General features: G+C 40.7%; 21 protein-coding genes. 10 read left to right on the top strand and 11 right to left on the bottom strand.

Features of this window, described 5'->3' with window-relative positions:
• Positions 1-38 precede the first annotated feature (38 nt).
• Positions 39-653 carry an energy transducer TonB gene (locus BM291_RS01575; protein WP_092894417.1) on the top strand — a complete coding sequence of 205 codons (615 nt, stop codon included), beginning with the start codon at positions 39-41 and terminating at the stop codon, positions 651-653.
• A gap of 169 nt (positions 654-822) precedes the next feature.
• Entirely contained in the window at positions 823-1,284 is a 462-nt protein-coding gene (locus BM291_RS01570) for a copper resistance protein NlpE (protein ID WP_092894416.1), read from the top strand.
• A 2-nt stretch (positions 1,285-1,286) separates the two neighbouring features.
• Here the strand turns inward: BM291_RS01570 and BM291_RS01565 are convergent, their stop codons facing one another.
• Positions 1,287-2,219 (bottom strand): hydrogen peroxide-inducible genes activator, encoded by a 933-nt coding sequence (locus tag BM291_RS01565; protein ID WP_092894415.1) that lies wholly within the window; start codon positions 2,217-2,219, stop codon positions 1,287-1,289.
• 177 nt (positions 2,220-2,396) lie between these two features.
• On the opposite strand from BM291_RS01565, the gene BM291_RS01560 reads away from it, so the two are divergent.
• The 3 genes from BM291_RS01560 to BM291_RS01550 all read left to right on the top strand — a co-directional run bounded on the left by BM291_RS01560 (position 2,397) and on the right by BM291_RS01550 (position 4,654).
• A complete protein-coding gene (locus tag BM291_RS01560) occupies positions 2,397-3,698 on the top strand; it encodes a Gfo/Idh/MocA family protein (protein WP_092894414.1) in 1,302 nt (433 codons plus the stop codon).
• Between the two features lie 97 nt (positions 3,699-3,795).
• Positions 3,796-4,251 carry a MarR family winged helix-turn-helix transcriptional regulator gene (locus BM291_RS01555; RefSeq protein WP_092894413.1) on the top strand — a complete coding sequence of 152 codons (456 nt, stop codon included), beginning with the start codon at positions 3,796-3,798 and terminating at the stop codon, positions 4,249-4,251.
• Positions 4,232-4,654, top strand: a complete 423-nt coding sequence (locus tag BM291_RS01550) for an organic hydroperoxide resistance protein (protein ID WP_092894412.1) — start codon at positions 4,232-4,234, stop codon at positions 4,652-4,654. Before BM291_RS01555 ends, BM291_RS01550 begins: the two co-directional genes overlap by 20 nt.
• A gap of 52 nt (positions 4,655-4,706) precedes the next feature.
• Here BM291_RS01550 and BM291_RS01545 read toward each other — a convergent pair whose 3' ends face one another.
• Positions 4,707-5,345, bottom strand: a complete 639-nt coding sequence (locus tag BM291_RS01545; protein ID WP_175499632.1) for an energy transducer TonB — start codon at positions 5,343-5,345, stop codon at positions 4,707-4,709.
• Between the two features lie 75 nt (positions 5,346-5,420).
• The gene (locus tag BM291_RS01540; protein ID WP_092894410.1) at positions 5,421-6,398 is read right to left on the bottom strand and encodes an NADPH:quinone oxidoreductase family protein; all 978 of its coding nucleotides are present in this window, start codon (positions 6,396-6,398) and stop codon (positions 5,421-5,423) included.
• Positions 6,399-7,199: 801 nt separating this feature from the next.
• Between BM291_RS01540 and BM291_RS01535 the strand changes: the two genes are divergently transcribed.
• Positions 7,200-8,588: a dipeptidase gene (locus tag BM291_RS01535; RefSeq protein ID WP_092894409.1), complete on the top strand. Its 1,389-nt coding sequence runs from the start codon at positions 7,200-7,202 to the stop codon at positions 8,586-8,588.
• Between the two features lie 42 nt (positions 8,589-8,630).
• Positions 8,631-10,703, top strand: coding sequence for a protein-disulfide reductase DsbD family protein (locus tag BM291_RS01530; RefSeq protein ID WP_092894408.1), 2,073 nt, complete (start codon positions 8,631-8,633; stop codon positions 10,701-10,703).
• A gap of 61 nt (positions 10,704-10,764) precedes the next feature.
• On the opposite strand, the gene BM291_RS01525 is transcribed toward BM291_RS01530, so the two are convergent.
• From BM291_RS01525 to dapF, 7 genes are all read right to left on the bottom strand, one after another.
• Positions 10,765-11,415, bottom strand: coding sequence for a response regulator transcription factor (locus BM291_RS01525; RefSeq protein WP_092894407.1), 651 nt, complete (start codon positions 11,413-11,415; stop codon positions 10,765-10,767).
• A 23-nt stretch (positions 11,416-11,438) separates the two neighbouring features.
• Positions 11,439-13,295 (bottom strand): tetratricopeptide repeat-containing sensor histidine kinase, encoded by a 1,857-nt coding sequence (locus tag BM291_RS01520; RefSeq protein WP_092894406.1) that lies wholly within the window; start codon positions 13,293-13,295, stop codon positions 11,439-11,441.
• Positions 13,296-13,383: 88 nt separating this feature from the next.
• A complete protein-coding gene (locus tag BM291_RS01515; RefSeq protein ID WP_092894405.1) occupies positions 13,384-14,151 on the bottom strand; it encodes a S1/P1 nuclease in 768 nt (255 codons plus the stop codon).
• Positions 14,152-14,214: 63 nt separating this feature from the next.
• Complete coding sequence (locus BM291_RS01510) at positions 14,215-15,405, bottom strand: M20 metallopeptidase family protein (RefSeq protein ID WP_092894404.1); 1,191 nt, start codon at positions 15,403-15,405, stop codon at positions 14,215-14,217.
• Positions 15,386-15,931 carry a hypothetical protein gene (locus BM291_RS01505; protein ID WP_092894403.1) on the bottom strand — a complete coding sequence of 182 codons (546 nt, stop codon included), beginning with the start codon at positions 15,929-15,931 and terminating at the stop codon, positions 15,386-15,388. The genes BM291_RS01510 and BM291_RS01505 overlap by 20 nt, the downstream gene beginning before the upstream one ends.
• Positions 15,932-15,938: 7 nt before the next feature.
• Positions 15,939-19,319 (bottom strand): preprotein translocase subunit SecA, encoded by a 3,381-nt coding sequence (gene secA / locus BM291_RS01500; protein ID WP_092894402.1) that lies wholly within the window; start codon positions 19,317-19,319, stop codon positions 15,939-15,941.
• A 100-nt stretch (positions 19,320-19,419) separates the two neighbouring features.
• Positions 19,420-20,193 carry a diaminopimelate epimerase gene (gene dapF / locus BM291_RS01495; protein ID WP_092894401.1) on the bottom strand — a complete coding sequence of 258 codons (774 nt, stop codon included), beginning with the start codon at positions 20,191-20,193 and terminating at the stop codon, positions 19,420-19,422.
• 607 nt (positions 20,194-20,800) lie between these two features.
• Between dapF and BM291_RS01485 the strand changes: the two genes are divergently transcribed.
• Complete coding sequence (locus BM291_RS01485; RefSeq protein WP_245786751.1) at positions 20,801-21,568, top strand: hypothetical protein; 768 nt, start codon at positions 20,801-20,803, stop codon at positions 21,566-21,568.
• 80 nt (positions 21,569-21,648) lie between these two features.
• Positions 21,649-22,116: a pyrophosphohydrolase domain-containing protein gene (locus tag BM291_RS01480; protein WP_092894399.1), complete on the top strand. Its 468-nt coding sequence runs from the start codon at positions 21,649-21,651 to the stop codon at positions 22,114-22,116.
• Here BM291_RS01480 and BM291_RS01475 read toward each other — a convergent pair.
• A complete protein-coding gene (locus BM291_RS01475) occupies positions 22,111-22,977 on the bottom strand; it encodes a mechanosensitive ion channel family protein (protein WP_092894398.1) in 867 nt (288 codons plus the stop codon). The two genes, BM291_RS01480 and BM291_RS01475, sit on opposite strands and share 6 nt — an antisense overlap.
• Before the next feature lie 293 nt (positions 22,978-23,270).
• Between BM291_RS01475 and BM291_RS01470 the strand changes: the two genes are divergently transcribed.
• Complete coding sequence (locus tag BM291_RS01470) at positions 23,271-24,830, top strand: high affinity choline transporter 1 (RefSeq protein ID WP_245786750.1); 1,560 nt, start codon at positions 23,271-23,273, stop codon at positions 24,828-24,830.
• The last annotated feature ends 44 nt before the right edge of the window (positions 24,831-24,874 follow it).

The raw sequence follows: 24,874 nt of genomic DNA, 5'->3' as shown, positions 1-24,874 counted from the left end.
GTAGATTAACATTTCTAACCCATTAACCAGAAAGCACTATGAAAAAATTAACTTCCTCATTTTTACTTCTCTTCCTTATCGGCACTATTGGCGCATTTGCTCAAACCAAAAGCTCTAATGGGGAAATGAACAGACTACTTTCGAAGAATATAAAATACCCTTCAGAATTACGACAGGCAGAAATTCAAGGTCCAGTAGTCATTTCCATACAAATAGATCGAAAAGGTGACTTGACTGGAGAATATCAGATGCTTTCTGGAGATTCGGCATTCGAGGGTGAAATACAAAGAACAGTAAGCATGCTCCAAGAGAATTGGAATCCTGAATTTTTGGAAGGGAAAAGCTTTGACAAGGAATATTTAATGACCTTCAATTTCAAACTATCCGCCGCCGGATCAGAATTTCCTCCAAAGCCTTTCATTGCCGCTTCCAAAAAGGAAAAAGAAATGAGTCCCCTCGAAACAGTAGAGAATGCCTTGTCAAAGAATCCTTTCTCCTCGAAACTTTATACTTATAGAGCCGAACTCTTGGAGTCAACGGGAAAACGACTACAAGCTGAAATGGATATAAATCAAGCAAAATTTCTAGAAGAAAAAATGTTGACTGAAATAGTAATTGTTGGTTACCTGCCTGCTGGACCAAAATCCCTTTGAGTGAATGAGAAAACCAGATCAACCTAGAGAGGACTTCGGTTCTCTCTTTTTTTGTTTTGAAATCAATAGTTCTAGATTTTACTTTTTCACAAAAACTCTAAAACTTCCATAAAGTGCCTCATTCGGTCCAATTCTTGATAATTTTGGGGTAAACAGCATATCCATACTCATGAACAAAAACCTGATCGTAATTGGTTTTTTTACTTCACTAGCATTCATTACTTCCTGCTCCAAGCCAGAACAAAAAACGGAAATAGCGGAAGAAAGCATTCAAGAAGAACCCATACTTTATACAGGTGACAATTCCGCCACGTCATTGGACTGGAATGGAACCTACAAAGGCACTGTGCCTTGCTCTAGATGTGAAGGAATCGAAACCACACTAACACTTAATATTGATCTCACTTATAAATTATCTACCCACTACTTCGGCCTAAATGATGCTCTCGAAGAAGACGATATGGGGATTTTTACTTGGGACAAAACTGGCTCAATCATCACTCTGGAAAAAGTAAGCAATGGCCCCACACAATACAAAGTAGGAGAAAACCGTATTTGGCAGCTCGATTCACAAGGAAATAGGATTACTGGAGATCTAGCAGATCATTATATTCTCACCAAAATTCAATAAGGTTATTTGAAGCGAACAACTTTCCCATGAGCTTTAGAAGTCATCGCCTGTGGAATAGAATCCGTGATTTCTTTGAAAAGCAATTCCACGAGTTTCTGCTTGAGAAAACTTCGGTTTAAAATAATACTCACTTCTCGGGTCGGCGAAACTCCAGCAAAGGATCTTAGCCTAGTTTTTTCCTCCTCAGACAATTCTAACGTCGCTAATTCCGGTAAAAGAGTCACTCCTTTATAGCGATTGACCATGTTTTTTAAACCTTCCAGTGAACCACTTTCATAGTGGAAATTCTTCGGTCCACTCAGGCTTTGATCGCAGAGATTGATCACTTGATCTCTGAAGCAATGACCTTGCTGAAGAACCCAAAAATCTTCCTTTTGCACTTTCTCTGGATGAAAAACATCTTCCTTTAGCAAAGGATGTTCTTTGGACAAATAGGCAAAAAACTTCTCATAAAACATTGGCTTTTCCACAATGCCAGCCTCATGCAATGGGGTTACTACAATTCCCAAATCCAACTCGTCGTTTTTCAGCTTTTTCACTACTTCCTCAGTCACCATTTCCTGCACTTCCAGCTTAACATGAGGATATTTCTCTAGAAAATTCCGTATAAAAAGATGTAGCAAATAAGGAGCAAGAGTAGGAATGATTCCCAGTTTGATCACCCCAGAAATATCTCCTTTCATGTGAGCTATCAATTCAAAAATGCCCTTACTTTCGGAAACTACCTTTTTTGCCTGTTCGATTATTTGTACACCCATTTCAGTAGGTATAACAGGCATTTTACTTCTATCAAAAAGGATAACTCCTAAATCACGCTCCAATTTACTAAGTTGTGCACTTAGGGTGGGTTGTGTCACAAAACAGCTTTCAGCAGCATGGCCAAAGTGTCGGTGTTTGTCGACGGCAATCAGATATTCTAGTTGTTGTATAGTCATAAGAATAGGCTTCTCTGTGTCTTAAGTAGATATTTTGCAAAAGAGTTTCTTCGATAATCTTAGAACCTAAATACCTTTAATCAAATAGCTTCTTGTATATTTTTCTAAAGATCAAAAAAGCAGTACTTTATTCTTCCAAAATCAAATACCCAATTCATAAACTCAACATCTCCAGTAATGAGCAAATCAAATTTTTCCCGAAGGAAGTTCATAAGCGCTTCCATTCTCAGTACAGTAGGCCTTGGCGCAATTCCTACCTTAAGCTTTGGTAGCACAAATATAGTAGCAGACACAACCAAAATTCGACTTGGCTTCATAGGTGTTGGACGTCAGGCAATGGGCCTGCTTAGCAACATGATGAAAAATCCAATGGTAGATGTGGTGGCAGGAGCTGATGTCTATAAAATCAAATTGGATAGATTCAAAGAACGTGTAGCGAAGCATTATGCAGATGAAAAAAGACAGGCACCAGCACTAAAAGTTTATGCCGATTATAAAGAGTTACTAGCAAACCCAGAAGTAGATGCAGTAGTAATCGCCTCTCCAGATCACTGGCATGCGATGATGGCCATAGATGCCTGTCATGCTAGCAAAGATATTTATCTAGAAAAGCCTCTCACATTTACCATACATGAAGGACAGGAATTAGTTAAGGCTGTTCGGTCAAACGGGACAGTCCTAGCAGTTGGAAGCATGCAGCGCTCCGCAGCCAATTTCCAGCATGCCGCACGAATGGTGCAAAAAGGAATGCTCGGCAAAGTCAAGCAAGTGCTGGTAAATGTAGGAACACCTCCACATCCCAAGCCTTATGATTTACCTTCTCAGCCAGTTCCCGCCGGCTTAGATTGGAAATCTTGGACAGGACCATTGCCTGACATTCATTACAATGAAGAATTAGATCCGCCAATAAGCCTGAATCCTGAGCAGAATGAGAAAGTATGGGGAGCATGGAGATGGTACAAGGAAACTGGAGGCGGGCTGATGACTGACTGGGGAGCGCACATGATTGACGTTGCGCAATGGGGACTTGGGATGGATAGAAATGGTCCAGTGGAAGTCATTCCAGCTACTGACTCAACTCCACTGACGTACAAATATGCGAATGGAATAGAAATGCTAATCACCACTTTTGATGAAGGTAGGCAAGGAGTAAAATTCTTAGGTGAAAAAGGCTATATCAAAGTGTCACGAGGCCAATATGACACTGATGTGAAATCCTGCGAGCGAACCTTCTCAAAGGACGAATTGGCATTTGGCGACCATCATGTGGATTTCATCGATTCAGTAATGAAACGTAAAGACCCTGTTGTTCCAGTAGAAATTGGTCATAGTTCGTGTACCGTTTGTACGATTGGAAATATAGCTCATGAAGTAGGAAGACCACTAAAATGGGATCCTATCGCACAAGAATTTGAAAATGACTGGGAAGCCAATGCCAAACTTCACTATACCTATCAACACGGATATAGACTGGGTTAGAACCAAATAACTGTAAACACAGCTGATAAATAAGTAGGCAACCAGAGGTTTTAGACCTTTATACAGTTAAATTGTGTAAAATCTTAATCCTGATCCTATGATACAAATTCATCAGCTTTCACTGTCTCTTTATTCAAGTTCCAGATTGTTTATTCAGCTCATTCAAAGCTCTTTGAATGAGCTGAATTTGACTTATCCGCAATATCTTGTACTCTCAGTTTTATGGGAAGAAGATGGTTTAAAAGTCAATGAAATAGGAAAGCGGCTTCATTTAGATTCAGGCACTTTGACCCCTTTATTGAAAAAATTGGAGGCAATGAATTTTGTAAAAAGACAACGAGGTGAAGCGGATGAGAGAACCGTACATGTAGAATTGACTTATCCAGGAAAATCGCTCCAATCGAAAGTTCAAGAAGTCTTAAATCCTTTAAATGAAAAATTCATTCAAGCCTCAGAATTAAACTTGCCTGACTTAAACCATTCACTTATGAACTTGTTAGATAGTATTGAAATACTAAAAAATCTAACGAGTAATGGAAAAACTAACTATTGATTATACCGCAGTCGCTATAAATACTGGCGGAAGAAAAGGTCATGTAAAAACGGATGATGGACTTCTGGATTTTGACGTCGCCATGCCAAAAGAAATAGGAGGAGAAGGAGGGAAAACGAATCCAGAACAGCTATTTGCTGCAGGTTTTGCTGCTTGTTTTGGTGGTGCTCTCGGTGCTGTTGCCGGTAAGACAAGTTTACGGGATTCCGAAATCACAGCTAAAGTTCACCTAGGTAATTACGGCCCTGGAAATTTTGGTCTTGGAGTGGATATTTTTGTAAAAATACCCCATGCCTCATCATTAGAAGAAGCTCAAAAACTTGTAGATGCAGCCCACGCAGTTTGTCCATACTCTAAGGCAACGCGTGGAAATATAGAGGTAAATGTAAAAGCAGTTTCTTAAAAAAAATCAGGCTACAGACCGAGACAAATCCTCCATCTGTAGCCTTATTATTTTAGCGTACACTTTGGCTCTGCGCAATTTCCACCACTGCTAAGATTTCCATATTCAATTTTTCTGCCATTAGCTTATCGGCTTGCGCTCCTTCAGAATCACCTATTTCATTTTTATATTTTGCACGCATACTGTAATAAACCGGCTCAAAAGGATAGTTCTTAATCGCATCATCGTAAGTTCTCACTGCTTTTTCAGGCTTTTCTTTGTCCTCAAATTTTTTGGCCATGGCGTGATAGTCTACAGGCAAGGAATTATAAAAAATTTTGTAACTGAAAACCAGTAAATATTCCCGATCAACGGCTTCCCCATGCACCTTACTAGGTTTCCAATCAGCTGTCAATTTTCCAATCGCAACCTCAGCCTGGTTGGCAAGCTCATCGGAAACACGCTCCTTCGGCACCGATGAAACTAACTTGCCTTCCTTGTCTATTTTAAGTAGGAACGTGACATCACCTTGTGTACCGTTCATAGCTGCATCTTCCGGATAAATTAAATCTTGAGACAAGATGGTGAGCAAATTGCCTTTGGAGTAGGTAGCTTTTACGAAATCCGATTCGGTCTCTGGATTAAATGTTGTTTGGGCAAAGGAGATGTATGAAGTAAAAACAAAACATAACAAAAGGAGACTTCTGTGCATAATTGAGCGGTAGTTGAAAATGTAGAGCAACATAAGGTATTACGGGACAGGTTGAAACAATGTTTAGTTAAAAAATCACAAAACCTGGACTATCCCTTTTTTAAAATTACTTCGGTCTTGAAGATCCAAAAGGGCATTTTTGGCATCTTTTAGATTATATGCCTCGGCAGCATGCCCAGTAATTTTTCCTTTTAGTATCCAATCATAAAGATGATTCATGTTACTTCTATTTTGATCAGCATCCACTTTTGAAAAATTCCCCCAAAACACACCAACAATAGAGCAACCCTTGAGTAAAGGTAGATTCATCGGTATTTTGGGAATATCTCCATTGGCGAAACCCACAATCAGATAGCGCCCCTTCCATGCAATTCCTCGCAGTGCAGGTTCTGTATATTTTCCTCCCACAGGATCCAGCACTACATCTACTCCCAAACCATTTGTTAATTCTTTGATCCGACTTTTTAGATCTTCTGACTCATAATTGATCGTTTGATCTGCTCCCTTAGCTTTGCAAAGTGCCAGCTTTTCATCCGAGGAAGCAGCAGCAATGACTTTTGCGCCCATGGCTTTCCCAAGTTCCACAGCTGCCAAACCTATCCCTCCAGCAGCTCCAAGCACTAGCAAAGTTTCCCCAGATTTTAACTGGGCTCGATCTTTCAAGGCATATAATGAAGTGCTGTATGTATAAAGTGAACTCGCGGCTGTATCAGAAGAAATGCCATCAGGAAGCACAAAAACTCGGTCAGTATCCACAGCCACTTTCTCGGCAAATCCTCCCCAGCGACAAAGAGCCAAGACACGGTCGCCATGCTTAAGATTCTCAACTTTCTCGCCCAACTCAATAATCTTTCCCACCACTTCTCCTCCAGGAGAAAAGGGAAGTTCTGGCTTGAATTGATAATTATTTTGAATAATAAGTAAGTCTGGATAGCTAACGCCGCAAAATTCCACTTGGATCAAAACTTGATTTTCGCCGAGAACTGGGTCAGGTAGCTCCCCAAATTTGAGCATTTCTGGTGCACCAAACTCCTCACAAATAACTGCTTTCATACTTGATAATTTTTCAGCACAAAGGAACAAAGAGAGTAAAGCTATGTTTTTCTATGCGGCAATAGTTAAACCACATAGACACCTAGCTCTCATAGTTTGAAATAGCATCTAATTTTTCCATAACCTAGCAGATCAACTTTGTTTTCTTTGTGACTTTTGTGGTAAACCTATTTTCAACACTAAGTAACAAAGGGCATAAAGTTCTAAAATGAAATGAACTAATGGTTTCAGATCGCCAATCTATGTTTTTCTATGCGGCAATAGTTAAACCACATAGAATCATAGCTCTCATAGTTTGAAATAGCACCTAATTTTTCCAAAACCTAGCAGATCAACTTTGTTTTCTTTGTGACTTTTGTGGTAAACCTATTTTCAACACTAAGAAACAAAGAGCATAAAGTTCTAAAATGAAATGAACTAATGGATCAGATCGCCAATCTATGGTTTTCTATGTGGCTATGCGGCAATAGTTAAACCACATAGAACCATAGCCATCATAGTTTGAAATAGCACCTAATTTTTCCATAACCTAGCAGATCAACTTTGTTTTCTTTGAGACTTTTGTGGTAAACCTATTTTCAACACTAAGAAACAAAGAGCATAAAGTTCTAAAATGAAATGAACTAATGGTTTCAGATCGCCAATCTATGTTTTTATATGCGGCTATGCGGTGAACGCATTTTTCAATACCAAGACACTTTGCCTTTCTTAGTCGCCTCATGGCTAATAACTTCATTCAAAATAGGCATTTAAGGCTGAAAAGGATAATTTTGAGGTCTTTACCAAATAATCCCCAGATATATGGCTGTTAATGATTTTATCCGTGACAACAAAGATCGCTTTCTCAACGAATTGCTGGATTTACTCCGCATTCCATCGGTAAGCGCTGATCCCAAATTTAAAAAAGATGTCTTTGCGGCAGCCAATTTTGTAAAGGAAAGTCTGGAGAAAGCTGGTGCTGATACAGTAGAAATCTGCGAAACTCCGGGCTATCCGATTGTTTATGGAGAGAAAATCATTGATCCGACTTTACAGACGGTTTTGGTGTATGGACATTACGATGTTCAGCCTGCTGATCCTTATGAATTGTGGGATTCTCCACCTTTTGAGCCAGTAATCAAAAAGACAAAAATCCATCCTGAAGGAGCAATTTTCGCACGTGGATCTGCTGATGACAAAGGCCAGTTTTACATGTATGTGAAAGCTTTCGAAGCTATGATGGCTTCTGGAGATCTGCCTTGCAATGTCAAGTTCATGATCGAAGGTGAGGAGGAAGTTGGCTCTGACAACTTAGAGAAATTTGTCATTGAAAATAAAGAAAAGCTGAAAGCAGATGTCATCCTGATTTCTGATACGCACATGATTTCCATGCAAGATCCTTCCATTACGGTTGGCCTTCGGGGCATGGCATACATGGAAGTGGAAGTGAGGGGTTCAAACCGTGATCTTCACTCGGGTACTTACGGTGGAGCTGTGGCGAATCCAATCAATGTGCTGTGTGATATGATTGCTTCTATGAAAGATGAGAACGATCACATCACCATTCCAGGATTCTACGACAAGGTGCAGGAGCTTACTGCTGCGCAAAGAGAAAGATTAAACGAGGCTCCATTTGACCTGAATGAGTACCAAGATAAATTAGATATCGAAGCTGTTCATGGGGAAAAAGACTACACGACTATCGAACGAGTAGGTATTCGACCAACTTTGGATGTAAACGGCATTTGGGGTGGATATATTGGCGAGGGAGCCAAAACTGTCTTGCCTTCTAAGGCTCACGCGAAAATATCTATGAGACTTGTTCCAGATCAGGATTGGCATGAAATCTCTGAATTATTTGAAAATTACTTCAAGTCTATCGCTCCAAAATCAGTAAAAGTGAAGGTACGTGCACATCATGGTGGTGCGCCAGCAGTAGTGTCGGATTCATCTGTAGGATATAAGGCTGCTGAGGCTGCGATGGAGGAGACTTTTGGCAAAAGACCAATTCCTACACGGGAAGGTGGATCTATTCCTATCGTTGCGTTGTTCCAAAAAGAATTAGGATCAGATCCGATTTTATTCGGCTTTGGTTTGGATACAGATGCGCTCCATTCCCCTAATGAACACTACGGTGTAAAGAACTACTTCATGGGTATCGAAACTATTGCAGCATTCTTCCGTCAGTTTAGAAAGCTTACCGACAAATAAACCTATTGGCAAACTGTTCAGTTGCCAATCAATCATCCCTTCATGAATATATCACTCGGAAAATCAGGCAAATTAGTACTCCTGGCACTGCTTTTCTTCAGTTTCTACGCTCAGGCACAGATTATTGCTCCGCCCAAATGGACTATTTCAATTGAGCCAAAAAATCTGTTGCAAGGTGAAGAAGCTAATTTGGTGTTCGAGGCTCAAATTCCTATTGGCTGGTATATCTATGCCAATGATTTTGATCCGGATCTTGGTCCTATTTTGGCGACTTTGAAACTTGATAAGTCTGAGACCTATAAGCTACAGGGTAAATTCACAGCCATTGATTCCAAGACTAAGTACGAGGATATCTGGGAAGGTGACGTCAAATACTTCATGGGCAAAGGAAGATTTGAACAGGTATTTGTGCCAAAAACTTCTTCAGGCAAAATCTCAGGGACTTTAGAATATCAGATGTGCTCTGATGTAACGGGTCAATGTGTCAATTACGATGAGGAAATAGAATTAACTTTTGAGGCTAGTGAGCCTATTGTGTCCTCTGACAGTTCTGAATTCACTGTATCCAAAGAAGCCGATACTGAGGATTCTCCTTTTGGGATACAGGAAAATCAAGTAGAGGAATATGATTCCAAAGCGTCTTCACCCATAGAAATCATTAATCTACAGGAAAATGAATCTCTCTGGGGCTTTATGATTTTAGCATTCTTGGCTGGTTTGGCTGCTTTGCTCACTCCCTGCGTATTTCCGATGATTCCAATGACCGTGAGTTTCTTCACTGGAAGAGCAGGAAGCAAAGCAACTGGAATAAGAAATGCCATCATTTATGGCCTTTCGATCATCGCTATTTACACAATTGCAGGAACTGCAGTTGCAGCTATTCAAGGCCCAGAATTCGCAAATTGGCTAGCTACACATTGGCTTCCAAATCTCTTTTTCTTTGGAATATTTATCTTCTTCGCCTTGGCATTTCTCGGCATGTTTGAGATCACCTTGCCTTCTGGCTTAGTAAATAGAGTGGATGAAAAGGCTGAAAAAGGTGGTTTGACAGGAATCTTCTTTATGGCTTTCACCTTAGTTTTAGTGTCATTTTCCTGCACTGGTCCGATAGTAGGTTCGATTCTGATTTCCTCAGCTGGCGGAGAATTGCTTAAACCAATTTTGGGAATGTTTGCCTTCTCTTTAGCATTCGCTATCCCGTTTACCTTGTTTGCTATTTTCCCAGAGTGGATGAATCGTCTTCCAAAGTCTGGCGGATGGCTAAACTCTGTAAAAGTGGTTTTAGGTTTCTTGGAACTTGCTTTAGCATTCAAATTCCTATCCATCGCTGACCTAGTTTACCACTGGGGAATCCTCGATCGAGACATCTTCTTGATCATCTGGATCGTAATATTCAGTGGATTGGGATTATATCTTCTGGGAAAAATTCGTCTCCCCCACGATTCCCCGATGGATAACATTGGCGTACCGAGATTGCTTTCAGCACTGTTTGTTTTTATGTTCGTTCTCTACATGATTCCAGGATTATTTGGCGCTCCACTGAAATACCTAAGCGGCTACCTTCCTCCGATGTCCACCCAGCAATTCAAAATGACTGGAGGACCTAGTATGAGTGAAGTTGGAGAAAATATCCTTGGAGAGCCTGTGAAATATGCCGACATTCCTTTGGAAATACCTCATCAGATCCAAGGGTATTTCGACTACGAACAAGCCATGAGAGCAGCTAAAAAGGCTGACAAGCCTTTACTCATTGACTTCACTGGACATGGCTGTGTGAATTGTCGTAAAATGGAAGAAAATGTCTGGGTAGATCCTCAGGTGTTGAAACGATTGAGAGAAGACTTTGTGATGGTGGCGCTTTATATCGATGAACGATTGGAGCTTCCCGAAAGAGAGTGGTACACTTCGGAATACGACAATAAAATCAAGAAAACATTGGGAAAACAGAATGCTGATTTCCAGATCACCCGCTTCCAAAACAATGCTCAGCCTTACTATGTGATCCTAGATCATAATGAAAATCTCCTCGCTCAGCCTAAAGGATACGACACAGATGTTCAGGCATTTACTGAATTCTTAGATGGAGCGAAGGAGGAATTTAAAAGGAGAAAATGAGCTAATTGAAAATGAAAATAATGCCAATTTTAAATTTCTCCATTTTCAATTCTGCATTGCTTCACCCCTCAATAATCCGATTTTTCACCGCTTTTTGCACAGCTTCTAGCTTACTATGAACCTGAAGTTTCTGGTAGATATTCTCTGTGTGTTTACGGACTGTTTTTGGTGAAATAAATAAGTTTTCACCGATCTGATTGTAATTCAGACCTTTTGAAGTCTGCTCCAGAATCTCAATTTCCCGCGTAGTCAATTTGATCTCTTCTACTGGCTGGGAGAAATCAGGTGGATTACGTAGCAGCTTCAGCGCTTTCATCGCTACTGATGGAGTCATCGCTGCACCTCCTTCTAGGGTATCAATGATTCCCTGATGAAGTGTTTTAGGATCTACCTCTTTCAAAAAATAACCATTTGCGCCAGCTTGAATCGCCTTGAAAATATGCTCATCATCATCAAAGACGGTAAGCATAATCGTTTTGATCTGTGGATACCTTTGCGAAACCTGCGCGACGGTTTCAATCCCGTTCATCTTTGGCATCTCAATATCCATCAAGATCAGATGAACATTAGCATCTTTCTCCAATTTCTCCAAAAGCTCCAGTCCATTGTACGCAGAGAATTTCACCTCAATCTCTTCAAAAAATGAAAGCTTTTCCAGGATTGCTTTGAGCAAAAAACTGTTGTCTTCGGCAATTGCTATTTTTATTGACATTCGATGTGAAGATTTAAATACATCTAGAAGATACAAACTTGTGTGCCTTGACCAAGAACAGAATCTATTTTCAATTCCCTTCCTATACGCTCTGCGCGATTTCTCATATTACCAAGCCCATTGCCAATGCCCGCCTGATCTATACCTTTCCCATTATCGGATATGCAAACTCGGATATGTCCCTTATTTCGTGAGAAAACAATCTTAATCTGATCAGCTTGTGCATGTTTGATGGCATTATTCAATGCCTCCTGAGCCACTCGAAAGTAATTCACTCCTTCCATAGAATTGAGCAATAAATCCTTTTCCAACTCATCTTGGATTTCCAGTTCAAAATTCACGTGAGGACAAGCAACTTTGGCTTTTGAAATTAAACCCGCAAGCCTGGTTTGCAAATCGTCCAAGCTAATATTATCCTTATTCATCGCCCAGATCGTATCCCGAAGTTCATTGACCGTTTCTACTGTAAAAGCTGAAATCTGATCAATCTTTCCAGCCATTTTCTCCTTACTCAATTCGAAGAATTTCAAGTTGTCCAACGAGGAAACAATAAAAGTCAGTTGTGCACCAATATTGTCATGAAGATCGGAGGAAATCCTGTTCCTCTGTTCATGGAGTTGCTTTTGGGTTTCTTGCTCCGCATAGATTTGCTGCAGCTTAGCTTCCTGCTCCAAGTGCCTGTTTTTGGTTTTCTGTCTGTAATAGATGAAAAAAGCCACGCCCATAATGATGAGCAGAAATACTACCAAAAGTAAAATCTGATTGTTCCGGTTTTTGGCCAATAATTCATGCTCCACTACTTCGGCTCGGGATTCGGCTAATTCCCGCTCTTTGGTTTGAACCTGATATTTAGCTTCCAGTTCTCCAAGTGTCTTTATTCGCTCCTCTTTGAAAATAGAATCCTTCAGCGAGGAGTATTGTTCCAAGTAATCCATTGCTGCCGAGAGATCGCCCTTGGCTTTGTGAAAGCGATATTGCTCTTCCAGATAATCTCGCATTTTCTCCGTGGATTGACTTCGCTCTACATATTTAAAAGCAGAATCCATCAACATATTAGCTTTCGAAAAGTCGCGAAGCTTATATGCAATAGTCCCCAGGTTAGTATAGTTTGCTGCAAGACTATAATCATCCCCATCTTTCATATTCAATTGCACAGCAGTCTGAATCCAAGATTGCGCTTCCTTATATTTTTCCTGCTTCAAGAGCGTATTACCGATGTTATTGAAGGTAAATGAGATTCGAGAACTGTCAAGTTTATCGATGTTATCAAAGATCTTGTAATGATAAAAAAGTGCTGAATCTGGCATGTCCCAATCGTCAAAATTTATCCCTATTGCATTCAAGGAAAAAGCTACAAATGTCGGATTGGCTTGGCTAAAACGCGTGAGTAATTCATGTGCTTTCTTTCCATATTCAACTCCTTTGGCATAATCTTCCATGTCATGATAGACTACAGAAATATCCAACAGCGCGTAACCGATATAGTTGCTATCTAGACCAACTGTGGCATTTTCAAGACCTTTTTGAGAATATAGCAAGGCTTGATCCCAATTGCCTGAATTTGCTTCCAAACGATTTAATCGGATATAGCACAGACTAATCAGATCATTAGTTTCTTCAGGATCAAGAAGTGAAGCACTTTTCAAAAACAATTCGTGAGCTAGCTGATTCTCAAAAGCTCGATTATGTCTTTCCGCAACAAAAAAGTAATAAATCCCGCTATCATTGGCGGAGTGAAGATTCTTCTTTTCTAGTTCGAAAATTATGTCAACGGAATCAGCATTGACATAGGTTCTTCCAAGCCTGTTTCTTAGGTCTTGGGAAAAAGATGCACTACTTAAAAAAGTGATAAATAAACTTAGAGTGAAAAACCTTAGCATTTACAAGCATTTATGACTGGTAAAATACTAAAAAATGCCGTTGGACATTAATATTCCAACGTCATTTATCTAAATAATTAAATATTTTTTACCCGTAGATTTCCTCTAGGATCTGTGCTAATCTCACACTAGCAGCAATCAGTCTTTCTTCTAAAAGCGGTGTGTAATCATAGCCATATGCATAGGAAATTTTCATGCTTTCTGGTAGATCATAAACAGACGATCTTGCCGCTACAGCTTCTGCAAGCCAATCCTGCATGGTACCCGCACGGTATTTCTTGATCAAGTCCTTTTTTACCCTTCTAGAAAGCTCATCACCTATTTCAGTATAGCTCATCGCTTTACCGTCTAGGATCCCGCTATCCCATACTGCATGGAGATTAGTGGATTTACCGAAGTATTCGAGTTTTACATCATTTCCACCCTTATCTTCACCCGTACCTACGTGAAGTGGCTGATGTATATCTTCCACCAAGTGAATGAGCATTTTCAGCAACTCCGCTTCCTTCTGAGAATCTAGATTTCCAGCTTTCAGCTCATTTTTGATACGATTGATTTCAGCATAGACATTTCCACCTTTTTCCTGAATGGACTCATCGTATTCACCGCTTATGCTTGTCATGTAATGCCAAGAATAGGCATAATCAAACGCATGATCCGATTTGATCTCGTCCATCCAAGTTCCACTTCTGCCTACAGACATCGGATAAAGCACCTTTTCGACTTTTTTACGAACAGATCGCTTCAGTTGCATCTCTGTCATGTAGCCGATCAAATAGTGTCCCAATTGACCCCAAGCGAAGGTTTGGGTCGCTAATAGAAAAACAAAAACTGAAGTTGCAAGGAGTCTTTTCATGTTGGAAATTGCTGAGAAAGCGGAAAGTTACTGCAAAAATACAGAAGGAAAGTTATCGAAAGATTATGCTTTTTCGAGTTCAGAAACAGCCAAGAATGCCATCAATCCTGCACCAACTTCCAAGGCATCTTCATCAATATCGAATGTAGGTGTATGAACTCCAGAAGTAATTCCCTTAGCTTCATTCCTTGTACCCAATCTATAGAAGCAACCTTCAACTTCCTGAGAATAGAAAGCAAAATCCTCTGCCGCCATCCAAATATCCAAATCAAGTACATTTTCCTCTCCTAAATAGGCGATTGCTGCTTGATGCGATCTCTCCGTCAACTCTGGATCATTTTTCAAAAATGGATAGCCTTTTCTGATATCGAAATCAACTTCTCCGCCCATTCCTTCTACGATTCCTTTGGCTATGGAAAGCATTTTCTCGTGAGCTTTTGCTCTCCAATCCTCGTCCAGCGTACGGAAAGTACCTTGAATCTTCACTTCATTAGGAATCACATTGGTAGCACCCAATGCCTCAACTCTTCCAAAAGAAAGGACGGAAGGAATCTTAGGGCTAGCGGCTCTACTCACTACCTGCTGCAAAGCAACAATCATATGAGAAGCGATCAACACAGGATCAATCAAAGTCTCAGGCATGGCAGCATGGCCACCTTTGCCTTTTACCGTTACGTAGATTTCATCAGCACTTGCCATGTAGATTCCCGGACGGAATCCGACTTTTCCTACTTCTATAAAAGGCATCACGTGCTGGCCGATAATTCCGTTTGGACGGGGATTTTCGAGCACTTTATCAGCGATCATCAATGAAGCTCCACCAGGAGCTACTTCCTCACCCGGCTGGAAAATAAGCTTAATTGTTCCTTCGAATTGATCCTTTAACTCGTTTAGTATTTTGGCAGTGCCAAGTAAAGATGCTGTATGTGCATCGTGTCCGCAGGCATGCATGACGCCTGGGTTTTGAGATTTATATGAAACATCATTTGCCTCGATGATTGGCAAAGCGTCCATATCTGCCCTTAAGGCTACAACTCTTTTAGTGGGGTTTTTTCCTTCAATTAATGCCGACCAACCTGTATTCGCTTTCTTGTCGATGGAAGTGATTCCCATCTCTCTTAGCTTAGTTTCTACAAAAGTGGCTGTATTAAATTCCTCGAAGGAAAGTTCAGGATTTGCATGAAGATGGCGACGATTTGCAATTACTTCTTCTTTGTAGGCCTTAGCCAGAGATTTAATTTTGTCCTTCAGCATTTTCTTGATTGAGTTCGTTTAGCGTCTTGAATTCTTCACGCTGAAAGCGATCTTGAATTATCCTCGCTGTGGGAAATTGTGTTTTTACTTCTGCGAAGCTTTTCTGCGCTTCTATTTTATGTGCAAATTTCCCAACCTTAACCAGGTATCTCGGCTGTTGGTATTGCATTTCAGGAGTGAGATCAGGAAAATTCATGGCTAAATCATCACGGGTTTTGAAAGCTTTATTGCGATCAATTCCCGAATAAACCAAGACTGAGTATCCACTAAAGTAAGGCTCAGATTTATTCTTACTTATCAAACTTGCCTGCACTTGATTCAATTGACCATCAATCGCCTCGGTAGATTCTGCCGACTCGATTGATGATTTTGAATTCATTACTGCACGATAATCCGGATATTTTGGAAGAGAAGAATTCAGGTTTTCCTGATAGTTCGCATAGTTAGATGCGGAACTGGAAGTTTTGCGAGTGCTTTTGCAACTCGCCAATATCAATACCAAGCCTAAAATCCAGAATATCCTCATGCCTTTATTAGTTATCAATGATTACACATTTGCCTTCCTGCACATCCTGTTCCACACTTTTGAATTTCACATCATTTTTAGTGGTTCCATTCGTGTATTGAACAGAAACTTTATCATTTCTACCGTATGCCTTGTCAGATTTTCTAGGAGCAACTACCTGAGGAGCCGGTCTGCCAGCGTTGGAAGCTGCTACTGCAGCACGGTTTGCACCAGGATTCAGTGAGCTACCTGCCTCAGCTTTAGAAGCTTGTACTTGAGGTTCTGAGGTTTGCTGAGGAGCAGCTGCATGGACCTGATTAGGATCTTGCTTAGGCAAATCAGCTCTACTCAAGAATGTAGTCATGTCTTCATTCAGCTTACCGATAAAGCGTTTGAACATCTCAAATGCCTCAAACTTATAAATCAAAAGAGGATCTTTTTGCTCATAAACGGCATTTTGAACCGACTGCTTCAAGTCATCCATATCTCTAAGATGCTCTTTCCAGTTTTGATCAATAATGGCAAGCGATACATTTTTCTCGATTGCTCTCACTAATTCTCGTCCTTCGGAGTTCACCGTTTCTTCAAGATTTGCTACCACGCCGATTTGCTTGATGCCATCAGAAATCGGCACCATGATATCCTTCACCGTAGCACCTCTTTCTTCCTGAACTCGCTTGAATATAGGAAGAGCAGTGCTCATCATCACTTCACTTTTCTTCTGGTAGGTTTCAAAAGCAATAGTATATAACTCCTGAGTCAATTGACCAGCGTCTTTAGATTTAAGGTCACCTTCAGAAACGTTATAATTTATTCCCAAAGTGGTGAAGATATTCATCCTGAAATCCTCAGAATCTGTATTTGCTTTGCCCATATCTACCAAGCCTTCGCAGACATCGTATAATATGTTCAAAATATCCAATTCTAATCTTTCGCCTTTCAGCGCATTTCTTCTTCTCTTGTAGACTACTTCACGCTGTGAGTTCATCACATCATCGTATTCTAGAAGTCTCTTTCTAGTACCAAAGTTATTTTCCTCCACTTTGCGCTGTGCACGTTCGATAGACTTGGAAATCATGCTATGCTGGATCACTTCACCCTCTTCAAGGCCCATTCTATCCATCAGTTTTGCGATACGCTCAGAACCGAACAAACGCATTAAGCTATCTTCCAAAGACACAAAGAATTGAGAAGACCCTACGTCACCTTGACGACCAGATCTACCTCGAAGCTGTCTATCGACGCGACGAGATTCATGACGCTCGGTACCGATGATTGCCAAACCTCCAGCTTTTTTAGCTTCAGGGGACAATTTAATATCCGTTCCACGACCAGCCATGTTGGTTGCAATAGTTACAGTGCCAGCTTGACCAGCAATCGCCACCACATCTGCTTCTCTAGCGTGTTGCTTCGCATTCAATACTTGGTGAGGAATTTTCTTCAAAGTCAGCATTCTACTGAGGACTTCAGAGATTTCTACCGAAGTAGTACCTACAAGCACAGGTCTTCCCGCAGCAACTAACTCATTGATCTCGTCACCAACTGCGTTGAATTTCTCTCGTACAGTTTTGTAAACTTTATCATCACGGTCAGCTCTGATAATCGGTCTGTTGGTAGGTATTACTACCACGTCCAACTTGTAGATTTCCCAGAATTCACCTGCTTCAGTCTCTGCCGTACCGGTCATACCTGCCAGTTTGTGGTACATTCTGAAGTAGTTCTGAAGGGTAATCGTCGCGTAAGTTTGGGTAGCATCCTCCACTTTCACATTCTCTTTCGCTTCAATCGCCTGATGCAATCCGTCAGAATAACGACGACCTTCCATCACACGACCTGTTTGCTCATCTACGATCTTCACTTTGCCGTCTACCAAGATATACTCCGTGTCTTTTTCAAACATACAGTATGCCTTGAGCAATTGATTCACGGTGTGAATACGTTGTGCTTTTATGCTATAATCTTTGATCGCTTCTTCTTTACGAACAAGCTTCTCGGTATCGTCTACGCCTTCTGCTTTTTCCAAATCGGCGATTAAAATCCCAATATCCGGAAGAATGAAAAACTCTGCATTTTCATTCTTAGTAGTCATGGTCTCTATACCACGATCGGTTAGATCTACTACGTTAGTTTTTTCATCTATAGTAAACAATAGCGGCTCATCTGCCTCTGGCATTTGACGCTTATTATCCTGTAGAAAATGATTCTCCGTCTTCTGAAGAATCACTCGAACACCAGGTTCAGAAAGGTATTTGATCAATGGCTTATACTTCGGCATTCCACGGAAAGCTCTGAATAGTGCCAAACCACCTTCTTTATCATTGCCATCGGCAATCATCTTCTTGGCAGAAGTCAAGAAACCCTGAACCAACTTGCGTTGCTCATCAACTAGGGTAGAAACTCGAGGTTTCATTTCATCAAATTCGTGAACATCTCCTTTTGGTACAGGTCCAGAGATAATCAATGGCGTTCTTGCGTCATCAATCAACACGGAATCGACCTCATCAATCATTGCAAAATGATGCTTTCCTTGAACCAAATCGCCCGCTTCACGAGCCATGTTGTCTCGTAGGTAATCGAAGCCAAACTCGTTGTTGGTACCATAAACGATATCCGATCTATAGGCTTTCTTACGGCCAGCCGAGTTAGGAGTGAATTTATCTATACAATCCACACTTAATCCGTGGAATTCAAAAAGTGGCGCATTCCACTCCGAGTCACGCTTGGCCAAATAATCATTGACAGTTACAATGTGAACACCACGACCGGCAAGAGCATTAAGGTAGGCAGGTAGGGTAGAAACTAACGTTTTACCTTCACCTGTTGCCATCTCCGCAATATTTCCTTTGTGGAGTACCATACCACCAATCAGCTGTACATCGTAGTGGATCATATCCCAAACTACTTCGGTACCAGCAGCGATCCACTTGTTATGCCAAATCGCTTCGTCACCTTGAATCTCTACATTTTGCTTGCTTGCAGAAAGTTCGCGATCCCTGTCGTTTGCCTTCACAACTAACTTTCCATTTTCTTTGAATCGTCGTGCTGTTTCTTTCACTACTGCGAAAGCCTTTGGCAATACCTTCTCCAAAATAACCTCTAAGGCTTCATTTCGCTCTTTTTCTATCTGATCAATTTGATTGAAAAGCTGATCTTTTTCATGAATGGCTTTTGCAGGCAACTCATCTACCTTGGATCTGATAGTAACGATCTTATCATCGAACTCCTGCAGATGAGCGTTGATTTCAACCTTGATTTCTTCAGTTTTGGCTCGCAACTGATCATCGCTGAGGCTCTTTAATGTAGAAAAAACATCATTGATCTGGGTAACGATCGGAAGAAGTTCTTTAATATCTCTGTCGGACTTGGTTCCAAATACTTTTGCAAGTCCTTTTGCTATAATATCTAACATGCTAGCTTATTGTAATTCTCTATTAGGGCTTCAAAATTAAGCCCTTTTTGTTATAATTGATAATAAAACCAGTTCATCGGAGAAGAACTCCAATGGCTGGCTAAAGATTTATTTTTCCGGCAAAAACCTGCTGGGCAGGACCTATCAACCAGACTTCTTTAAAAGCTCCATTGACGGAAGCTTTAAATTTCACAGATAGTTGACCACCAAGGGTCTGTATTTTAATCGTAGCCGCCGGCAAGTCCTTGCCAAAGGCAATCGCTGCGGCTGTCACTCCGGTGCCACAAGAAAGCGTCTCATCTTCCACACCTCTCTCATACGTACGAACGAAGATTTCATCAGCACTCACTTTTTCTACGAAATTGACATTAGTCCCAGCGGGAGCGTACATTTCATCGTAGCGCACTTTTTTGCCTTCTGCAAAAATGGGATAATCCTGCACATCGTCTACAAAGCGAATGTGGTGTGGTGAACCGGTATTGACAAAGGAATCAGCTCCTTTTTCATCTATTCCTGCTACATCGCCCATAAGCAATTGGACCAAGCCATCTTTCAGTATGGCTTCATGTGCTCCATCAATGGCTAGAAAGCTTGTTTTTTCTTCCAAAATTCCCAGAAACGCAGAAAACGCAACAGCGCATCTCGCACCGTTGCCACACATACTCTGGCTTCCATCAGCATTGAAATAGATCATCTCAAAATCATAATCTGCATGATTTCGGATCAAAATCAAACCATCAGCACCCACGCCAAACTTTCGGTCGCATAGCTGACTGACTAACTTCAAATCTGAATCATCAAACTTCTGCGCACGATCATCGATCATGACGAAGTCATTTCCTGTTCCCTGATATTTGTAAAATGAAATTTCCATGGAAAATCGTTGTTGACATTGGGACAAAAACCCATCCAAGCCAATGTTGAAACACAAACTTAAACATCTTGTCACAAAAACAGACTTATTGTCTGATTCTCAATTTAAAATCGGTCAGATATTTATGCTTTAGCAAAACCCTCAGCCAAACTTAATCCGAAAAGTACTTAGGTCTATCTTATAGAAAAAAATAGATCTCAAACATACTTCCAGCAAACGCATCCAAATTTTGCCCCTAAAGGCAACATCCTGATAACATCTTCTACAAAAACTTCAATATGAGCACGAGATGCAGAAAATTTCAATTCAATTGAAAAATCATTCTTTTGATTAATATAGAAACTTAGAATAATCTGGTTCAAAAAACAGAATAAAAAAATAGAACCTACCTCCATTTCTTGTTCTACTTTTCTTTTTATCAACCACTTATTACATAAAAAATAAGCCCCATTAGTACCATTTTTTTAAGGGATAAGAGGCAAGCTGTGACTTTTCAAATCTTACAAAGATGACTATTCCAATCCAACTGAAACTACCTAGCTAATCAGAAAAGTTTCGAAATGGCATTTGTGTTGAAAAGGCAACTGGAATCAAAATTTTAAAACTTATGAAATTGAATATTGGAAAAATAGCCTTTGCTGCAATCGTATTACCAGCAGGTTTGGGATTATTTTCTTGTGAATCAGAAGATGAAAAGCCAATTTCTGAATCTGAAACTCAGGCTTCATTGAAAGCCACAACTACACAGCCTAATTCAAGCACCTCTGAAAATGGCCGATTTATAATTAGCGGATTCACTGTAAATGAATTTACAGTAGGAACTCAAGATGTAGAAATGAAGTACTATGCTGCAGCAGATTTAATAGCAGGAATTGATTTAGGAGGAATACAGCTTAAGACGACTCTAAACGCAGATTTACAAAGCTCATCCTCAAAGCAAAAATCCCTTAAATTGATATCAAATGGAGAAACTAAGGTTTCTTTGGTAGGTGAAGGGAATACTCCAGAAGGTAATTATAAAGAAGTATCTTTTTCACTTTATAAGAATCAAAGTAGTGGTGATCCTATGTACCAGAAATCTTTGCTGATCACCGGAGAGATCAATGGCAAGTCAACTCAGTTTTGGACTGAAACCGAAAAGGTAATAGAGGCTACTGCAGAATCTGATTCAGGAATTGAAGTAGAAAACAATACTGAATTATTACTCTCTTTTGAAATGGAGAAGCTTTTCGCTGGAGTTGATTTCACTAGTGCCACAGATGCTAATAATGATGGTAAAATTGAAATTCGTCCGAACAGCCCAGATGGTAATACTGAAATTTTAGCCAAGATAGAAGCTAACATAGAAAACTCCGTAGTGCTGAAAAAACGATAAGTCAGACGTTAATATTCTTCAAAAAGACCGGTAAATCCGGTCTTTTTCATTTATTTCAGACTTTCATTTATTCTAAAATTATGCAAGATCCTAAGTCCCTTACTTCTGTCGCTTTATTTCACGAAACTTTCAAACATCCCGTTTTGCCTTCTCCAACTATCCCTGAGAAAGTAAGATGTGATCTACGTGTTTCGCTTTTGGCTGAAGAGCTGAAAGAGCTTGAAGAAGCTATCGCAAATAATGACTTGGTCGAGGTAGCTGATGCATTATGCGACTTGCAGTACGTGCTTTCAGGAGCAATTTTGGAGTTTGGATTGGGAGAAAAATTCAAAACATTATTTGACGAAGTACAACGCTCAAACATGAGCAAAGCTTGCAAAACCGAAGACGAAGCAAAAGCAACCGTAGCACACTACAATGCGAAAGGCACAGAATGCTTCTATGAAAAAGAAGGTGATTTGTTCCTGGTATTCAGAGAAGGCGATAGAAAAACGCTGAAATCAGTAGCTTATTCACCAGCTGATTTGGCTGGAATCATCAAATCATAAAGAAGTAGGGACGGAGGTTTTCAACTCCTTACCTTGGTAATTCTTCAATTCCACGATACGGGCCGGCATATTAAAGCCGGCCTTTTCTAATGCGGTCAACACCATCAAAATCGCGCTGCTTTTAACTATAGCATCAGATATCGCACGATCAAATGTATCCACCCAAAAAGTCACCTGAATATTCAGCGTACTTTCTGCCATCTCGGTTACCCACACTGAAGGTAATTTGGAACTATCCAACACGCCGGGCACCTCTACGATTGCAGACTTGATCACTTCAATAGCTGCATAATAATCAGAGCTGTAATCCAATCCCACGATAAAATCATAGCGTAGAAAACCGTCTATGGTGAAATTGATCAGTGGATTTTTCAGGATAATTCCATTTGGAATAAAGACGTCTTTGCCATCGCCAGTTTTGATCTGCGTATCACGGAGATTTAGCATAAGCACTTGGCCCCGCATCCCGTTGATATCTACAATATCTCCCACACGGAACGGACGCTTAAACGCCAAGATGATACCGGCTAGGAAATTTTCTCCGATATCCTTGAGCGCAAAACCTATGATAAAGGCAGATATCCCAGCTCCAGCTAGCATTCCCGAGATCACTCCTGTCAATCCAATGATACGGAATACGAAAAGTAACCCGATAAGAATTACTATAGACCCAAAAACCCCGGCTAGAAAATTCGCCAGCAGATCATCGTCCATTCTCTTTATTAACCTTCTACTGAGAAGCGTCCGTGACTTTCTTGCTAGAAAAAGAAAAATCAGAAAAGTGGCTAATGCTATACCTCCAATGATCAGCCAGTGCTTTACTGTAGGCCAGTCTGTAGACAAAAATTCTAATTCATTCATAGCTCTCAAAATACGAAAAAATCAAAGTAGTAGGGGGTATTTCCTCAAAGTCTGATCATCCATTCACAGCAGTATATATCCAGTAAAAGTCCTAAATCAGTGAAAAACTCACAATACGGGAACCCTTCCCATTAAAAATAGTAGCTTGCAGGTCTCTAAATCACTCTTTGCCGAATATATTTTCTGTTGGATTCAATTTCTTGAATAAATCCAACGCCAATCGGCATGTCAATTTTCAAGATTGAAAAGAATTGCCCCCAATGCTTAAAAAGTTACTCCCCTCATTAATTATTATGCTTGTCCTATTGCTCGCCGGTGCCATTATGCACTGGATGGGTAGACCTGTCTACTGGCCAGGATTTATAGCGATGATGTTTTTCTACGCCGCTATTTTCTACATAGGAACCTATGCTGCAAATATGAAAAGTCAGGACACAGAAGATAGTGTCATGCTGGCTGGACGTTCACTCCCTTTGGGCGTTGCGATATTCACCATGAGTGCCACTTGGGTAGGAGGAGGCTATATCAATGGGACGGCAGAGTACACGAGTTCATCTGGTCTCGCCTGGGTACAAGCACCCTGGGGATATGCATTAAGCCTCATCTTTGGAGGCTTATTTTTTGCCCGGAAAATGAGACGTTATGAGTTCAAAACAATGATTGATCCCTTGGAACAGCGATTTGGTAAAAATGTCGCCGCAGCGCTAAGTATTCCTGCTATCACAGGCGAGTTGTTTTGGACCTCGGCTATTCTTACTGCATTGGGTACCACCTTTGGGACGGTGCTAGGAATGGACTTTGTTCCTTCCATCATCTTATCCGCTGCTATTGCCATTGCCTATACAGCACTCGGTGGATTATGGGCGGTGGCTTTTACCGATGTCATCCAGATGATATTATTATTCTTTGGACTTATCCTAGTTGTTCCTTTTGCATTAGACAAAGTCGGTGGATGGGATTATGCTTGGGCTACTTATCAGGAGAACAAAGGCATCTACGCCAATCTATTCCCTCCACTGGACGGTTATAAAAATGAGCTCTGGGGAGATTACTATTGGAACTGGTGGGACTCTGCCCTACTTCTGATTTTCGGAGGAATTCCTTGGCAAGTATATTTCCAGAGAGTTTTGGCTTCCAAAAATGAAAAAGTAGCCATGCGCCTTTCTATAATAGCAGGATTCGTATGCTTGATAGCTGCAGTTCCGGCAATAATGATCGGTGTGATAGGAAATGTAGTGGACTGGAATGCACTTGGAATAGCTCCACCTGAAGATGCTGCGCTTACACTACCTTATGTAGTACGATACCTGACCAACCCTATAGTGGCAACTATTGGACTTGGCGCCATCGCCGCTGCTGTGATGTCCTCCGTGGATTCATCTATTCTATCCGCTTCATCCATGGCTTCTTGGAATCTATATCGCAAACTTTACAAGCCGAAAATTGACTCTAAATCTCTAGCTAAGGTCATTAAAAAAGTAATCTGGATCATTGGTATCGCTGCCACGCTTATTGCGCTACAGGTGCAGAGTGTCTATGCACTCTGGTTCTTATGCAGTGATTTAGTGTATTGTCTTCTTTTCCCACCGTTGGTCTGTGCGCTTTTCGACAAGAAAGCAAATCGCTATGGAGCGATCGCAGGATTAATTGTTTCGGTAATATTGAGGTTTGGAGCTGGAGAACCTGCCTTCGGAATTGAAGCGATAATCCCATATCCAATGACCCAAGCGGATGGAGCGGTTCTCTTTCCTTTCAGAACTCTAGCAATGGCATGTGGACTAATCAGTATCTTGGTTGTATCTAGATTAACGCAAAAAAGCTGTCCTCCTCTAGCACTTAAAAAAATGGGGTAGCTTAAATTTTCCACCTTTAGCCAAATAGAATAGCTAAAGGTGGA

Source organism: Algoriphagus aquimarinus, assembly GCF_900112005.1.
GTDB lineage: Bacteria > Bacteroidota > Bacteroidia > Cytophagales > Cyclobacteriaceae > Algoriphagus > Algoriphagus aquimarinus.
The sequence above is the reverse complement of the archived record's forward strand: the minus strand, read 5'-3'. Positions and strand labels throughout refer to the sequence as shown.

Coding starts and splice junctions, on each gene's coding strand:
- BM291_RS01550 (WP_092894412.1), top strand. CDS start 4,232: ATGGAAAAACTAACTATTGATTATACCGCAGTCGCTATAAATACTGGC.
- BM291_RS01475 (WP_092894398.1), bottom strand. CDS start 22,977: ATGAATGAATTAGAATTTTTGTCTACAGACTGGCCTACAGTAAAGCAC.
- BM291_RS01570 (WP_092894416.1), top strand. CDS start 823: ATGAACAAAAACCTGATCGTAATTGGTTTTTTTACTTCACTAGCATTC.
- BM291_RS01530 (WP_092894408.1), top strand. CDS start 8,631: ATGAATATATCACTCGGAAAATCAGGCAAATTAGTACTCCTGGCACTG.
- BM291_RS01555 (WP_092894413.1), top strand. CDS start 3,796: ATGATACAAATTCATCAGCTTTCACTGTCTCTTTATTCAAGTTCCAGA.
- BM291_RS01575 (WP_092894417.1), top strand. CDS start 39: ATGAAAAAATTAACTTCCTCATTTTTACTTCTCTTCCTTATCGGCACT.
- BM291_RS01545 (WP_175499632.1), bottom strand. CDS start 5,345: ATGCACAGAAGTCTCCTTTTGTTATGTTTTGTTTTTACTTCATACATC.
- BM291_RS01505 (WP_092894403.1), bottom strand. CDS start 15,931: ATGAGGATATTCTGGATTTTAGGCTTGGTATTGATATTGGCGAGTTGC.
- BM291_RS01560 (WP_092894414.1), top strand. CDS start 2,397: ATGAGCAAATCAAATTTTTCCCGAAGGAAGTTCATAAGCGCTTCCATT.
- BM291_RS01520 (WP_092894406.1), bottom strand. CDS start 13,295: ATGCTAAGGTTTTTCACTCTAAGTTTATTTATCACTTTTTTAAGTAGT.
- secA (WP_092894402.1), bottom strand. CDS start 19,319: ATGTTAGATATTATAGCAAAAGGACTTGCAAAAGTATTTGGAACCAAG.
- BM291_RS01515 (WP_092894405.1), bottom strand. CDS start 14,151: ATGAAAAGACTCCTTGCAACTTCAGTTTTTGTTTTTCTATTAGCGACC.
- BM291_RS01525 (WP_092894407.1), bottom strand. CDS start 11,415: ATGTCAATAAAAATAGCAATTGCCGAAGACAACAGTTTTTTGCTCAAA.
- dapF (WP_092894401.1), bottom strand. CDS start 20,193: ATGGAAATTTCATTTTACAAATATCAGGGAACAGGAAATGACTTCGTC.
- BM291_RS01480 (WP_092894399.1), top strand. CDS start 21,649: ATGCAAGATCCTAAGTCCCTTACTTCTGTCGCTTTATTTCACGAAACT.
- BM291_RS01565 (WP_092894415.1), bottom strand. CDS start 2,219: ATGACTATACAACAACTAGAATATCTGATTGCCGTCGACAAACACCGA.
- BM291_RS01540 (WP_092894410.1), bottom strand. CDS start 6,398: ATGAAAGCAGTTATTTGTGAGGAGTTTGGTGCACCAGAAATGCTCAAA.
- BM291_RS01510 (WP_092894404.1), bottom strand. CDS start 15,405: ATGCTGAAGGACAAAATTAAATCTCTGGCTAAGGCCTACAAAGAAGAA.
- BM291_RS01470 (WP_245786750.1), top strand. CDS start 23,271: ATGCTTGTCCTATTGCTCGCCGGTGCCATTATGCACTGGATGGGTAGA.
- BM291_RS01485 (WP_245786751.1), top strand. CDS start 20,801: ATGAAATTGAATATTGGAAAAATAGCCTTTGCTGCAATCGTATTACCA.
- BM291_RS01535 (WP_092894409.1), top strand. CDS start 7,200: ATGGCTGTTAATGATTTTATCCGTGACAACAAAGATCGCTTTCTCAAC.